16 protein-coding genes are annotated in these 14,924 nt (G+C 63.3%); all 16 read left to right on the forward strand.

Going from position 1 to position 14,924, the window contains the following annotated elements; all coding sequences use genetic code 11:
• Positions 1-666, forward strand: a 666-nt coding sequence (gene rfbF, locus ACM62Q_RS11560; protein ID WP_415036711.1) for a glucose-1-phosphate cytidylyltransferase, incomplete at its 5' end; no start/stop codon positions are given.
• Positions 648-1,754: a CDP-glucose 4,6-dehydratase gene (gene rfbG / locus ACM62Q_RS11565; RefSeq protein ID WP_415036713.1), complete on the forward strand. Its 1,107-nt coding sequence runs from the start codon at positions 648-650 to the stop codon at positions 1,752-1,754. The genes rfbF and rfbG, both read left to right, overlap by 19 nt.
• Positions 1,755-1,816: 62 nt before the next feature.
• Positions 1,817-2,050 (forward strand): hypothetical protein, encoded by a 234-nt coding sequence (locus ACM62Q_RS11570; RefSeq protein ID WP_415036715.1) that lies wholly within the window; start codon positions 1,817-1,819, stop codon positions 2,048-2,050.
• Entirely contained in the window at positions 2,047-2,448 is a 402-nt protein-coding gene (locus ACM62Q_RS11575) for a type II toxin-antitoxin system VapC family toxin (RefSeq protein ID WP_415036717.1), read from the forward strand. Before ACM62Q_RS11570 ends, ACM62Q_RS11575 begins: the two co-directional genes overlap by 4 nt.
• Positions 2,449-2,539: 91 nt before the next feature.
• On the forward strand, positions 2,540-3,859 hold the full coding sequence (gene rfbH, locus ACM62Q_RS11580; protein ID WP_415036719.1) for a lipopolysaccharide biosynthesis protein RfbH: 1,320 nt from the start codon (positions 2,540-2,542) through the stop codon (positions 3,857-3,859).
• Between the two features lie 22 nt (positions 3,860-3,881).
• Positions 3,882-5,375 (forward strand): N-acetylneuraminate synthase family protein, encoded by a 1,494-nt coding sequence (locus tag ACM62Q_RS11585; RefSeq protein ID WP_415036721.1) that lies wholly within the window; start codon positions 3,882-3,884, stop codon positions 5,373-5,375.
• A gap of 58 nt (positions 5,376-5,433) precedes the next feature.
• On the forward strand, positions 5,434-5,679 hold the full coding sequence (locus tag ACM62Q_RS11590; protein ID WP_415036723.1) for a type II toxin-antitoxin system Phd/YefM family antitoxin: 246 nt from the start codon (positions 5,434-5,436) through the stop codon (positions 5,677-5,679).
• Positions 5,676-6,098 carry a type II toxin-antitoxin system VapC family toxin gene (locus ACM62Q_RS11595; RefSeq protein WP_415036725.1) on the forward strand — a complete coding sequence of 141 codons (423 nt, stop codon included), beginning with the start codon at positions 5,676-5,678 and terminating at the stop codon, positions 6,096-6,098. The genes ACM62Q_RS11590 and ACM62Q_RS11595 overlap by 4 nt, the downstream gene beginning before the upstream one ends.
• A gap of 49 nt (positions 6,099-6,147) precedes the next feature.
• A complete protein-coding gene (locus ACM62Q_RS11600; RefSeq protein ID WP_415036727.1) occupies positions 6,148-8,001 on the forward strand; it encodes a thiamine pyrophosphate-binding protein in 1,854 nt (617 codons plus the stop codon).
• Positions 8,001-9,167, forward strand: a complete 1,167-nt coding sequence (locus ACM62Q_RS11605; protein WP_415036729.1) for a methyltransferase domain-containing protein — start codon at positions 8,001-8,003, stop codon at positions 9,165-9,167. The genes ACM62Q_RS11600 and ACM62Q_RS11605 overlap by 1 nt, the downstream gene beginning before the upstream one ends.
• Before the next feature lie 2 nt (positions 9,168-9,169).
• On the forward strand, positions 9,170-9,697 hold the full coding sequence (locus ACM62Q_RS11610; RefSeq protein WP_415036731.1) for an NUDIX domain-containing protein: 528 nt from the start codon (positions 9,170-9,172) through the stop codon (positions 9,695-9,697).
• Positions 9,694-10,779 (forward strand): NAD-dependent epimerase/dehydratase family protein, encoded by a 1,086-nt coding sequence (locus ACM62Q_RS11615; RefSeq protein ID WP_415036733.1) that lies wholly within the window; start codon positions 9,694-9,696, stop codon positions 10,777-10,779. The genes ACM62Q_RS11610 and ACM62Q_RS11615 overlap by 4 nt, the downstream gene beginning before the upstream one ends.
• A 32-nt stretch (positions 10,780-10,811) precedes the next feature.
• A complete protein-coding gene (locus ACM62Q_RS11620; RefSeq protein ID WP_415036735.1) occupies positions 10,812-11,924 on the forward strand; it encodes a radical SAM/SPASM domain-containing protein in 1,113 nt (370 codons plus the stop codon).
• A gap of 23 nt (positions 11,925-11,947) precedes the next feature.
• Complete coding sequence (locus ACM62Q_RS11625) at positions 11,948-12,730, forward strand: hypothetical protein (RefSeq protein WP_415036737.1); 783 nt, start codon at positions 11,948-11,950, stop codon at positions 12,728-12,730.
• A 13-nt stretch (positions 12,731-12,743) separates the two neighbouring features.
• Positions 12,744-13,355 carry an adenylyl-sulfate kinase gene (cysC, locus tag ACM62Q_RS11630; protein WP_415036739.1) on the forward strand — a complete coding sequence of 204 codons (612 nt, stop codon included), beginning with the start codon at positions 12,744-12,746 and terminating at the stop codon, positions 13,353-13,355.
• Between the two features lie 4 nt (positions 13,356-13,359).
• Positions 13,360-14,883, forward strand: a complete 1,524-nt coding sequence (locus ACM62Q_RS11635) for a glycosyltransferase (RefSeq protein WP_415036741.1) — start codon at positions 13,360-13,362, stop codon at positions 14,881-14,883.
• Positions 14,884-14,924 lie beyond the last annotated feature (41 nt).

Here is a 14,924-nt window from a genome sequence, read left to right on the forward strand (position 1 = left end):
ATCATGAAAATCTACTCCGCCCACGGCATCAACGATTTCATCGTCTGCCTGGGCTACAAGGGCTATGTGGTCAAGGAATATTTTGCCAACTACTTTCTGCACATGTCGGACGTGACCTTCGATCTGCGCGACAACCAGATGGAAGTACATGAACGTTACGCCGAACCGTGGCGAGTGACGCTGGTGGATACGGGCGAGGATTCGCAGACTGGAGGCCGCCTGCGCCGCGTGCGCGATTTCCTCGATGCCGATGAACCTTTCTGCTTCACCTATGGCGATGGGCTTGCCAACATCGACATCAGCGCCCAGATCGCCTTTCACCGCCAGCACGGCCTGCCTGCCACGGTCAGCGCCGTGCTACCGCCGGGGCGCTTCGGCACACTCGATCTGGACGGTGGACGCGTTTCCAGTTTCCAGGAAAAACCGCACGGCGAGGGCGGCTTCATCAATGGCGGCTTTTTCGTGCTGCAAAAAGAAGTCGTCGATCTCGTCGCAGGCGACCATATGCCATGGGAAGACGTACCGATGCGCACTCTAGCGCGTGAAGGCCGGCTGGCCGCCTGGCAACATCAAGGTTTCTGGCAGCCCATGGATACCCTACGCGACAAGATCCTGCTCGAAAACCTGTGGCAATCGGGAAATGCGCCGTGGAAAGTCTGGTCATGAACGACGGCACCCACGGCCAACTGCCCAACCCGGCCTTCTGGCGCGGCAAGCGCGTTTTTCTCACCGGCCACACCGGCTTCAAGGGAAGCTGGCTGGCGCTGTGGCTGCATCAATTGGGTGCCGAAGTCAGCGCTTACGCTCTGCCGCCCACCACCACACCCAACCTGTATCAACTGGCCGATGTTGAAAAAACGCTGACTTCACACATCGGCGACATCCGCGACCCGCAGGCACTCGACGCGGCCCTTGCCGCCGCCCGCCCCGACATCGTCCTGCACCTCGCCGCGCAGGCGTTGGTCAGCGAGGGTTACACTGATCCGGCGGGCACCTACGCCACCAACGTCATCGGCACCCTCAACCTGCTCGAAGCGGCGCGCCGGCAACCAGGCATCGCCGCCATCGTCGTCGTCACCACCGACAAATGCTACGAAAACCGGGAAACCGGCCACGCCTACAGTGAAGCTGACCCGCTCGGCGGTTACGACCCCTACAGCAGCAGCAAGGCTTGCGCCGAAATCCTCACCGCCTCGTGGCGGCGCTCATTTTTTGACCAGCCGGGCCAGGCAGCCATCGCCACGGCCCGCGCCGGCAACGTCATCGGCGGTGGCGACTGGGCCGACAACCGCCTCGTGCCCGACCTGCTCGCCGCCTTTGCCAGCAAAGAAACCGCCACACTACGCCACCCCGCCGCCGTGCGCCCCTGGCAACACGTGCTCGAACCGCTCTGCGGCTATTTACTGCTAGCCGAACGCCTCACCGCCGATCCCGCGCTAGCCGCCGCCTGGAATTTCGGCCCGGAACCAGAAGATTGCGTCAGCGTCGGCGCCGTCGCCGACAAACTTGCCGCACTGTGGCCGACACCGGCCCACTGGGAAAGCCAACCCTCCCCCCTGCCGCACGAGGCTGGACTGTTGCGCCTCGACGCCCACCGTGCCAAGCAGAAACTGGGTTGGCACCCCCGCTGGCGGCTGGATGCGGCGCTCGAACATACCGCCGCCTGGCACCTCGCCTGGCTGGACGGAACCGACATGGGCGACTTCTGCCGGCGGCAGATCGACGCTTACACCAACACCACCTTGACCCCTTGAGCGCGTTCGACCCATACTATGTTGAAATTTTCAACAATTCCGCCACTCGATCGAGCTTGAACATGTCCACCGTCAATTTCAGCATTCCAGAAGAAATCAAGGTCGCATTCAACGCCACCTTTGCCGGCCAGAACAAAAGCGCCATCATCGCCGGCCTGATGCAAGAAGCCATCGAACGGGCGCAGCGGCGGCAAAGCAGCATCGAGGCCTGGCATCGCATTCTGGCCCGTCGCCAACAAGCACCGACGGTCAGCGATGCGCAAATCCGCACCGCCCGCGAAACAGGCCGCCCGTGATCGTCGTCGCCGACGCCAGCGTGGCGCTCAAATGGTTTCTTCCCGGCGATACCGAAGACGATACGGGAAAGGCGCTGGAACTACTCGAAGCCGCCGCCTTCGGTCGTCTGCAACTGGTGCAGCCGGTACACTTCATTGCCGAGGTCGCGGCCGTGCTGGCCCGCCTCAAACCCGCCCAAGCACAAGATGACCTGCTCGATCTGCTGCACATCGAGCAGCAAATTGCCGACAGCCCCGAAATCTACGCAACGGCAATCGAACTCGCCGAACAACTGGATCATCACCTGTTCGACACCCTCTACCACGCCGTCGCCCAACATACTCCGGAGGCCATTTTTGTCACCGCCGACCGACGCTATCACGCCAAGCGCAACACCTGGGAAGCATCCTGCCACTGATCGAATTCAAGCCGCCGCCGAACTGAGCGATAAAGTCCTCGCAATTTCTGCCGAAGACACAACCACGATTCCCTCGCACACGCCATCCTGCATGACCGACAACGCCACCCCCGACCGCCAGAGCATTCTCGCCGCAGTCCGCGCTTACGCTGCCCAGCGCACCACCTCCCCGGCCTTCGTTCCCGGCCAGACCCCGATTCCCGTCTCCGGCAAGGTGCTAGGCGAAGAAGAGTTCGTACATCTAGTCGACGCCGCCCTCGACGGCTGGCTGACCACCGGGCGCTTCAACGATGCCTTCGAGCAAAAGCTCGCCGGGTTTCTCGGCGTCCGCCACGCGCTCACCTGCAATTCCGGTTCCAGCGCCAACCTGCTGGCCTTGTCGGCGCTGACCTCGCCAACCTTGGGCGAACGCGCCCTGCAAGCTGGCGATGAAGTCATCACCGCCGCTGCCGGTTTCCCGACCACCGTCAATCCGATCCTGCAAAACGCTCTGGTGCCGGTGTTCGTCGATTCGCACATCCCCACCTACAACCCGACGCCGGCCGCCATCGAAGCCGCCATCGGGCCGCGCAGCCGCGCCATCATGCTGGCGCACACCCTCGGCAACCCGCTCGAAATCGCAGCCATCCGCGCTCTGGCCGACCGCCACGGCCTGTGGCTGGTCGAGGACTGCTGCGACGCCCTCGGTTCCCTGCATCAAGGCCGCAAAGTCGGCACTTTCGGCCACATCGGCACGCTCTCCTTCTACCCCGCCCACCACATCACAATGGGCGAAGGCGGTGCCGTGTTCACCGACGATCCCGCCCTGAAACGCGCCATCGAATCCTTCCGCGACTGGGGCCGCGACTGCTGGTGCCAGCCCGGCTGCGACAACACCTGCGGCAAACGTTTCGACTGGCAACTCGGCGACTTGCCGCCGGGCTACGACCACAAATACGTTTATTCCCACCTCGGCTATAACCTCAAGATCACCGACATGCAGGCCGCTGTCGGCCTTGCCCAGCTCGACCGGATCGACACCTTCAACGTCGCCCGCCGGCGCAACTTCGCGCATCTGCACGGTCGACTGGCCGAACTGGCCGATTTCCTGATCCTGCCCGAAGCCACGCCCGGCAGCGACCCCGCCTGGTTCGGCTTTCCGGTGACGCTACGCGCCGAAGCGCCGTTCCGGCGCGTCGACCTGCTGCGTTTCCTCGACCAGCGCAAGATCGCCACCCGCCTGCTGTTCGCCGGCAACCTCACCCGCCAGCCCTACTTCGCTAATCGCCATTACCGCGTCAGCGGCAGCCTGGACAAGGCCGACACCATCATGCAGCACACTTTCTGGCTCGGCGTCTGGCCCGGCCTGAGCGAAACGCAACTGGACTACGTCGCCGAGTCGCTCGCCGATTTCTGCGGCGTCAATTTCTGAAAACCGCCTTCCGAGAACTGCCATGACCCGCCCGCTTTTCATCTTCGAGATGGCCAACAACCACATGGGCGATACCGCCCACGGCGTCGCCCTGATCCAGGCCATGCATGCTGCCTGCACCGGTTTCGACGAATTCGATTTCGCCTTCAAACTGCAATACCGCGACCTCGACAGCTTCATCCACCCGAGCTTCAAGGGCCGCGACGACGTCAAATACGTCAAGCGTTTCGAGGAAACCCGGCTCTCCACAGCGCAATTCCAAACGCTCATCGATGCCATGCGTGAATGCGGTTTCAAGACGATGTGCACGCCGTTCGACGAAAAATCGGTCGATCTGATCGAAGCCCAGAACATCGAAATCATCAAGATCGCCAGTTGTTCGCTGACCGACTGGCCCCTGCTCGAACGCATCGCGCAAAACGACAAACCCATCGTCGCCTCCACCGCCGGCGCGACGCCGGAAGAAGTGGACAACGTCGCCAGCTTTTTCCTGCACCGCAACAAGCAGCTGACCCTGATGCACTGCGTCGCCGAATATCCAACCCCCGACGCACACCTGCACATCGCCCGCATCGACGCCCTGCGCCGCCGCTACCCCGGCGTGCGCATCGGCTTCTCGACGCACGAAGCGCCGCAGCGCATCGAACCGGTGATGCTGGCGCTGGCCAAGGGCGCTACGGCCTTCGAAAAACACGTCGGCCTGCCGACCGAGAAATACGCGCTCAACGCCTACTCGGCCAACCCGGAACAAGTGCGCGCCTGGCTCGAAGCCGCCCGCCTGGCGCAAACGATGTGCGGCAGCGAAGCCTGGCCCGCCGCCACGCCCGACGAAACCGCCAGTCTGGAAAGCCTGCGCCGCGCTGTTTTCCTGAGCCGTGACGTGGCCGCCGGGGAAACCCTCGGCGAAGCCGACGTGAGCTTCGCCTTCCCGCCCGTCCCCGGCCAGATCAGCGCCAACCAGTGGTCGAAATACAACCGCTTCACCGCCCGCCAGCCGCTAGTGGCCGGCGCGCCGCTGCTGGCGGCGCAGGTCGATGCCGTCAATCAGCGCGCCTGGGTGCTCGCCGCCGTCACCGCCGTGCGCCAGTTGCTCGCAGCCGGCAACATCGTCGTCCCCGGCCAGTCCGAACTGGAAATCTCGCACCACTACGGCATGGAACGCTTCGCCGAATACGGCCTGATCATGATGACCGTGGTCAACCGCGAATACTGCAAGAAATTGATCGCCATGCTGCCCGGCCAGACCCACCCCGAGCAATACCACGAAAAGAAAGAGGAAACCTTCGTCATCCTGCATGGCCGCATGACCATCTGGCTCGACGGCGCGGCCATCGAAGCCGGGCGCGGCGACGTCATTACCGTGCACCGGGGCGTGCGCCACAAATTCCATAGCGCCGAGGGCGTCGTGTTCGAAGAAATTTCCTCGACTCACCACGCCAACGATTCTTTCTATACCGATCCGGCCATCAACGCCAACCCGCAGCGCAAAACGCTGCTCACGCACTGGCTGTCCTGAGCGGCGGACGCCAAATCCAACCAGTCTATAATCCAGTCTAAGACAACGGAGGAAGCCCATGCACATCGAAGTCGGATCATACGAAGCCAAAACGAAGCTGCCGGAACTGCTGCGCGGCGTCCAAGCCGGCCAGCATTACACCATCACCCTGCGCGGCGAAGCCGTGGCCGACCTCGTGCCGCCCTCCGGCAACACACATCAGGATGCTGCCGAGGCAGCCCGGGAAATGCGGACTTTCATGCACACCCGCAAAACGGTAAGCGACGTTGATCTCAAAACGCTCATCGATGACGGTCGGGCATGAATTTCGTTCTCGACGCATCCGTTACCCTGCTCTGGCTGGCCCCAAGCACGCAACCGGCAGGTATCGATTACGCCGATGCCGCGCTCGCCACACTCTGCGAAGCGCAAGCCTACGTCCCCTCATTGTGGGCGCTGGAAATCGCCAACGTCGTCGTCAAGCTCGAAACCCGGGGTGCCGTCACGGAGGCCGAGGGGCAACGCTTCATCGCGCTTCTGGAACGGCTCGACATCGTCGCCGACCCGGCAACGGCGAGCCGCGCCCTCAACGACACGCTGAATCTGGCCCGTCGCCACAAACTTTCTGCCTACGATGCCGCCTACCTCGAACTGGCCCTGCGCACCGGCTTGCCCTTGGCCACGCTCGATGCCAATCTAAAAAAAGCGGCCCTGAGTGTCGGCGTCCCGATCTTCAGTCCCTAGCCGTCATCCTCCCTGGCCGGCAAGTTTCACCATGAGCAACCCCACACCCATGCCATCCTCCTCTCCCTCTCCACGCCTCATGCGCGCTGCCGACTACCTGATGCAAGGGCTGGCCGAGGCCGGTGCCGAACATGTTTTCCTGCTGCCCGGCGGCGGTGCCATGTATCTCAACGACGCGCTCGCCTGCGAACCGCGCCTGACGCCCGTCCCCTGCCATCACGAACAAGCCTGCGGCATTGCCGCCGAAGCCTGGGGCCGGGTACGCGAAAGTTTCGGCGTGTGTATGGTCACCACTGGCCCCGGTACCACCAACGTCATCACGCCGGTGGCCGGTGCCTGGATCGAATCGGTGCCGCTGCTGGTCATTTCTGGCCAGGTCAAGCGCCCTGACCGACTCGCTGGCCGCCCACTGCGCCAAGGTGGTGTGCAGGAAGTGGACATCGTTCCAATGGTGCGCTCTATCACCAAATACGCAGTCACCATCGACGACCCGCAGCACATCCGCTACCACCTCGAACGCGCTCTCTACGAAATGCGCAGCGGCCGGCACGGCCCGGTCTGGCTCGACGTGCCGCTCGACGTGCAGGCCGCGCCGATCGACCCGGACACCCTGCCCGGCTTCACGCCGCCCGAGGCAGCCGCTGCCAGCCTCGACGCCGACGCCGCCCGCCTGATGGCACTGATCGCCGCGTCCGAACACCCGCTGCTGCTGGCTGGCCACGGCGTGCGCCTAGCCGGCGCGGCCAAATCTTTTCTGGCGCTGGCCGAACGTCTGCAAATCCCGGTGGCGACCACCTGGAACGCCCTCGACCTGCTGCCTTGGGAGCATCCGCTCAATGCCGGCCGCCCCGGCGTCGTCGCGCTGCGCGGCGGCAATTTCGCGGTACAAAACTGCGACTTGTTGATCGCCATCGGCTGCCGGCTCGACAACATCGTTACCGCCTACAACCCACGCGGCTTCGCCCGCGCCGCGAAAAAAGCGGTGATCGACGTCGATGCCAATGAAATCGGCAAGCTCGACATGGACATCGATCTCGCCGTCACCGCCGACGCCGGCCAGTTCATCGCCGCGCTTACCGCGCAGGCGATTCCGGCGCAACGCCCGAACCCGACTCCCTGGATCGCCCGCTGCCGCGACTGGAAAGAACGCTATCCAATCAACGACGGCCAGCCTTTCCCGAGCAGCGGCCCGATCAGCCATTACCATTTCGTCAGCGCCCTGGCCGATGCCGCGCCGCCCGACACCCTCATCAGCACCGGCAGTTCCGGCCTGGCCGTCGAAGTTTTCTACACCATCTTCCGCAACAAACCCGGCCAGCGCGTTTTTCTCACTTCCGGCCTCGGCTCGATGGGCTACGGCCTGCCCGCCGCCATCGGCGCCTGCCTCGCCAACGGCGGCAAACCCATGCTTGCGGTCGAAAGCGACGGCAGCCTGCAACTCAACCTCCAGGAATTCGCCACCCTGGCGGCACAAAACCTGCCGATCTGCCTGCTCGTGATGAATAACGGCGGCTACGCCTCGATCCGCAACACGCAGCGCAACTACTTCGCTGGCCGTCACGTCGGCACCGGCCCGGAAGCCGGGCTGCTGCTGCCCGATCTGGAAAAAATCGCCGGCACCTACGGCCTGCCCTTCCGGCGCATCAGTGATGCAAGCGAACTCGCGCCGATCCTGAACGAAGTGGCCGCTCACCCCCGCGCCATGATCGTCGACGTCTGCCTAACACCGAACGAAACCCTCTCCCCCAAATGCGCCGCCCTGCCGCAGGCGGACGGCTCGATGCTGTCGATGCCGCTGGAAGACATGAGCCCGCTGCTGCCGCTGGCACAACTGCAAGCCGAAATGCTGATTCCCCTGCTGCCGCAATCGCTCGCCGCCCGTCAGCCGGGGCGGGACGCCTAATGCCGCACCCGCCATCCCCGCGTTGCCGAGCCTGCGCCGCCCCGCTCACCGCGCCGCCCGTGCTGTCTTACCGCAACATGCCCGGCGCCGCACAGAACTTTCCCGATGCCGCCACCCTGGCCGACGATAGCGGCCAGGATCTCGACCTCCACGAATGCGCCACCTGCGGCCTCTTGCAGCTCGCCGGCCCGCCCGTTCCCTACTACCGCGAAGTCATTCGCGCCGCCGCCTTTTCGCCGGAAATGCGGGCCTTCCGCCTGGAACAACTCGGCGCCTGGCTCGACCGCCATGCCCTGCGCGGCAAGCGCCTGCTCGAAATCGGCTGTGGCCGGGGCGAATACCTCGAACTCCTGGCCCAGGCCGGCGCCCGGGCCACCGGCCTCGAATACGCCCCGGCAGCCGTCGCCCACTGCCGCCGGCAAGGGCTGGACGTGCTGCGCGGCTTTCTCGCCTGCCCGGCGCAAACCCTGCCCGTGCCGGCCTTCAACGGCTTCATCTGCCTCAATTTCATGGAACATTGGCCGCAGCCGGTCAGCAGCCTGCGCGCCATCGCCCGCAACCTCGTACCCGGTGGCCTCGGCCTGGTCGAAGTGCCCAATTTCGACATGATCCTCAAAGAAGGGCAGTACGCGGAATTCATCAGCGACCACCTGAGCTATTTCACGCTCGACAGCCTCGGCTTCACGCTGCGCCAAGCCGGTTTCGAGGTGCTCGACGCCCGCCCCGTCTGGCACAACTACATCCTCTCCGCCACGGTCAGGAAGCGCCAGCCCGCCGATCTCTCCCCGCTCAAGGCGCAGCAGGCAAACATCAACCGACAACTGCGCGCCTTCATCGACCGCTTCCCACCGCGTAGCGTGGCGGTCTGGGGCGCCGGCCATCAGGCGCTGGCGGCGCTTGCCCTCGGCGATCTGGGCGGAGCGATCCGTTACGTCGTCGACTCCGCCCCCTTCAAGCAGAACCGCTTCACCCCCGCCACCCATCTGCCCATCGTCCCGCCTGCGCGGCTGGCCGACGACCCGCCCGCCGCCATCATCGTCATGGCCGCCAGCTATTCCGATGAAGTCGCCCGGCTGATCCGGGAACACCACCGGCTCGACCTGCCTGTCGCCATCCTGCGCCCCCATGGTTTGGAACACGCGAGCCCGGCACGCGCCCTGAAATAAAAATGAGCGCCGACAACACCGCACAACTCACCGCGCAATTACTCGCTCGCGTCGAATCCCCGCGCCAGGGCTTGCCCGCGCCGGTATTTCAGCTGGTCAGCCAATTAACCCCGCTCATCAACGTCGACCTGCTGATCCGCGACAGGCAAGGTCGCACCCTGCTCACCTGGCGCGCCGACGAGTTCTACGGCCCCGGCTGGCACATTCCCGGCGGCATCATCCGCTTCAAGGAAAACATCGCCACCCGCATCACCAAGGTGGCCGCAAGCGAACTGGCTTGCACCGTCGACTTCGATCCGGCGCCGCTTTCCATGCGCGAAGTCATGGCCCCGCACCGCGACGTACGCGGCCACTTCATCTCCCTGCTCTACCGCTGCCACCTGCGCACCCCTCCCGCACCCGAACTCGCCGCCGGAACACCGCCACAAAACGGCCAGTGGCGCTGGCACAACGACTGCCCGGATGACCTCATCCGCGTCCACGACATGTATCGTCCGTGGATTACCCCGACCCTGCCAGACGCTCCATGACCCGCGCGCCCGACGGCCTCGACGCCGATTTCACCCTGATCCTGCAACGCGCCGCGCATCTGTGGCCGCGCCTGCGCGGGCAATCGCTGTTCATCACCGGCGGCACCGGCTTCTTCGGGCGCTGGCTGCTGGAAAGCCTGCGTCTGACCAACCACGCTCACCAGCTCGATCTGCGCGTCACCGTCCTCACCCGCGATCCGGCCCGCTTCCGGCAAACCGCCCCGGCGCTGGCCGCCGATCCCGCCTTTGCGCTGCTGGCCGGCGACGTGCGCGACTTTGCTTTCCCGCCCGGCGATTTCAGCCACGTCCTGCATCTCGCCACCACCTCGGCGCAGGAAACCTTTGCCGGCGAAGACCCGCTCAGGAAATTCGATACCCTCGTCCACGGCACGCGGCGCGTGCTCGATTTCGCCGCTGAACGCGGCATCGGGCATTTTTTATTCACCAGCTCTGGCGTCGTCTACCAGCCGGACGGCGAAACCCCCATCGCCGAAACCAGTCTGCGCGCCCCGCCGACCCACGACCCGGCCACGGCGCTCGGCCAGGCCAAGCGCGCCGCCGAATTCCTCTGCGCCCACTACGCGGCGCGGCACGGCTGGCATCTCGGCCTCGCCCGCTGCTTCAGCTTCGCCGGCCCCTGGCTGCCGCTGGACCTGCACTACGCCATCGGCAATTTCATTGCCCAAGCGCTCGCAGGCGGGCCGATCATCGTCAACAGCGACGGCAGCGCGCTGCGCAGCTACCTCTACGCCGGCGATCTGGTCGTCTGGTTGCTCGCCCTGCTGCTCGAGAGCCCCGGTGGCCAGCCCTGCAACGTCGGTTCCGACGAAGCCATCAGCATCGGCGATCTCGCGCACAAGGTACGCGACCTGCTCGTCCCCGCCGCCGAAGTCCGCATCCTCGGCCAGCCCAGCGTCAGCACCGGCAACCCGGTACGCAGCACCTATGTCCCGAATGTCGACCGTGCCCGCGCCGTATTTGGACTGGATGTTTGGACCGATCTGACAACTGTGATAAAAACCACCGCTTGGCACGCACAGCGCCGAACTCAAGAAATCGAACAAATTTGCCGTAAGGCGTAGAGACACTTCGTCAGCCCCACAGAGACAATCCCATGAACGCACACGCCGCCGTCATCGACAACCCCCTCAACGCGCAGGAGCAATCCAAGCGCAACGATCTCAAACAGCGCAAGCCCTACATCGCGGCCAAGCTGGCCAACATCGCGGCAATGGAAGAACGCGGCGAAATCAGCCCGATCATCCGCCTGGAAAAAAGCTATCTGTGCAATTTCCAGTGCACCCATTGCTCCGCCGAGTACTACATGGATCGCCACCTCGACCGCGTGCTGAAAGTGGTCGACACCCGCAGCAAGATGGACATAGACGATGTCCGCCGCCTTTCCGACGAAGCCGACAGACTCGGCCTCGCCCGCTTCGTCATTACCGGCGGCGAGCCGCTGGTAATGAAGGATTTCGATGCCGTCGTCGCCGCCATCGACCCCGATAAACACTACATCATCACCGACACCAACGGCTGGTTCCTCGACCTCGAACGGGCCAAGCACCTGAAAGCCATCGGCGTCGAAAAAGTGCAGCTTTCCCTCGACAGCATGGTCGAGGAAGAACACGACAAGTTCCGCAACAAACCTGGCTCATGGCAGCGCGTCATGCGCGCCATCGACGCCAGCCTCGATGCCGGGCTGAACCTAATCCTGTCCACCGTGCTCATCAAAGGCCGCGCCAGCACCGACGAATTCCGCGAAATGTGCGAATTCGCCACGAAAAAGGGCATCGGCCTCTACGTTTCCTATGCCAAGCCGACCGGCTCGTGCACCGAGCACCCCGAATTCGTCATCGAGAAGGAAGACGCCGACATCCTGCGCGAACTCGAAAAGACCTACAACGTCTTCTCGCACATGACGCCTTCTTACGGCTCGTTCAAGGGCTGCATCACGGTCAAAGGCATCATCACCGTCACCTCGACGATGGAAGTGACGCCCTGCCCCTACATCGACTTCTCGCTCGGCAACCTGCGCGAAACCCCGCTCAAGGAAGTGCTGGCGCGCGGCATGCGCAACCCCTGGCTCGGCCCGCACCGCCCGGACTGCATCATTGGCGAAGACCCGAAATTCATCAAAATCCACACCGAGAAAACGCACGGCGCAAAATTCCTGCCGCTCCCCTGGGGCCAGGGCTTTTCCGACGACGACTCTCTCGTCGCCTGAACCTCCCCGGAGCCGTCATCAACGTGAACACCCCCGACTCTTTCGACAGCTTTGGCCGCTGCCTGCCCACCGGCCTCAAATCCCCCGCCCATCCGCACAGCCGCCGCTGGTTCCAGTTTCCCCAGCCAGCAATCGACTACGCCGCCATCCACGCCCGCACCACCGCGCATCTCGACGAGAACGGCACACTCGCCACCAGCGCCGCCGACTTCGCCGGGCGCGCCGAAGCCATCCGCGCCCGCCTCTTGGCCGACCCGCAACTGGCCGGCCTCGCCCGGGGTGCCGGCATCCCCTTCCTACTCCCCGCCGCGCAGATCGAGGACTACGGCGCGGCGCTGGAAAACCGTTACATCCCGGCAGTCGGCAAGGCGTTCAAAGCAACGCTGCCGGACTACGAATTCAAATCGCATAACCCGGTGCACCTCGCCGGCCAGTTGCGCATCGCCCCGGAAAGCCGCCATCCCCGCCTGGTCGAAGCACTCGGCCAGGGCGACGTCGTCGGCTGGCTGTTCCCCTGTCTGCTCGAATATTCGATCCCCGCCGCCCGCGAAGCCATCGCCGCCCTGTCCGACGATTGCCTGCTCGCCGGCGGCATCGACACCTGCGCCGCGCTGGTCGGCAGCCCCGACCTCTTCCTACGCCGCGACGGCTACCCGCCGCTCCTCTGGCTCGCCGCCCTCGACGGCGAAAAGGCAGGCATCGGCTACCATTTCGAGGCTTACGGCTACAACCTCACCTTCAACCGCCGGCCCCATCTCGGCCAGGCAGCGGAATACTGGGCCGGGGCAGTCGTGGTGCTGGGCTAAGAAAATACGCCAGATGACAGAAAACAACCTGCACCCGCAACCGCTTGCCGTTACCCAGGCAGCCCGCGCCGCGCTCAAATCACAGACGCCGTGCGTCCTCTGGTTCACCGGCATCTCTGGTGCCGGCAAATCGACCATCGCCAACCTCGTCGAACAGAAACTGCTCGCTGCCGGACGTCACACCTATCTGCTCGACGGCGACAACATCCGCCACGGCCTGAACCGCGACCTCGGCTTTAGCGATCACGACCGCGCCGAAAACATCCGCCGCATCGCCGAAGTCGCCAAACTCATGACCGACGCCGGGCTGATCGTGCTGACCGCCTTCATCTCCCCTTTCCGCAAGGAACGGGAGATGGCCCGCGCGCTGTTCGCGCCCGGTGAATTCATCGAAATCCATGTCGACACCCCGTTGGGGGTTGCGGAAAAACACGACCCCAAAGGCCTGTACAAAAAAGCCCGCCAGGGTTTGCTGAAAAACTTTACCGGCATCGATTCACCCTATGAAGTTCCGGAACGACCAGAAATTCATCTGAAAACCACAACCGGCAGCGTAGAAAACATGGCGGAACAAGTCATGCGACACCTGGCTCGCCAAACAAAACAACCTCCCTGCAACGATTAAAAAAATGTCTCCAAAACCCATTCGCCAAATCAATCAGGACGTCCCCGGTACTTTCCTCTCCATTTTTCTGCTCGACTACAGCCCACACAACCTCGCCACCCTGCTTGACAGCATCTATCAACAAACGCAAATCAAAAATTTTGAAATCATCCTGTGCGACGACATTGGCGATGAAACCACCTGGGACATCGGCAACCACTACGCCGGAAAACACCCCGGCACCCTGACCCTGGTGCGCAATCAATTCCCGATGGGGCTCGAGAAAAACCAGCACAACCTGCTGTCCATGGCACGCGGCGTGTATTACGCCCGCCTCTCCTACAACCAGGAATTCAACCCCACGCACATTCTCGAAATCATTGCCACCCTGGACGCTGATCCCTTGTGCGTACACGAGCTGGCAGGGCGGGTAAGCGACCGCTCACTTCCCCGCGCCATTGGCAAGCAAATCAATGATTTCACGCACCAGAACCTTCCCCTGGTCAGCATTTGTATCTACAACTACAACTACGGGCGCTATCTCACCGAATGCCTGGAAAGCGTTGCCGCGCAAACTTACAGCAACATAGAAATCTGCTTTTCCGACAACGCCTCCACCGATGACTCCTGGGAAATCGCCGTCGCCTTCGCCCGCCGCTATCCGGGCCGGATGAGCTTGATTCGCAACCGGGAAAATTTTGGTGCCACGGCTAATCTCACCAACACCCGCCGCAATGCCCGAGGCAAATACGTGTTGCTGCTATGCAGCGACGACGCTATCCAGCCCGGTTTCATCGAGCGCTGCGTCACGCTCCTGGAAAAAAACCCGGATGCCGCTTTTGCCCTTGTGCACCGGGACATCATCGACGAAACCGGCAATATCACCACCGAGCCGCCTTTCTACGATCAGACCTGCCTGATTCCAGGCGAAGAACAAGCTGCCGTTTACATGATGGCCGCCGTCAACCCGAGCATTTCCCAGGTGCTCTACAACCACCCCAAAATGTTGACCTACACCCTGCCGAACAGCCTCACCGTGCGCTGGTTTGGTCAGCGCCTGATGGATTTTTTCTTTTGCCTCGAATCCCCCATCGTCTACATCAAGGAGCCCTTGCTGTTGAACCGGGTACACGGCCAAAGTGACGGCGCGGCCATCGATTCAAGCCTAGTTCAAGGCGTTGGCCAATACATGCTGGCGCTTCAGTTTGCCGAGACAGCATCCCAATATGGCTTGCAAAAGCCCGCCGCCCGCCTCGGTGCGGCGATCGAAAAAGTCAGCCGCCTCTGTCTGCGCTACTGCACCACTTTTCTGCTGCGCAACGACGAAACCACCGCCCTGCGCTACCTGCATCTGGCACAAGCCCTCTGGCCAGAAGTCGCCGCCGAAGATAACTGCCTGACGCTGAAAAAATACTGGAGCACCGCTTCCCAGGAACGCCAGCGCATCCTGGCCGAACTTTCCGCCCAGGCCGAAACCACCCGCAAAGTCTCCTACCCGCCGCCACCGGGCAGTATGAGCTTCCCCCGAAATTTAGTCTGCCAAGGGTGACCTAAAATTAGCGTTACTTTTGGAAGGCAAAAAATGAAAAT

Source organism: Azonexus sp. (assembly GCF_047638095.1).
Lineage (GTDB): Bacteria > Pseudomonadota > Gammaproteobacteria > Burkholderiales > Rhodocyclaceae > Azonexus.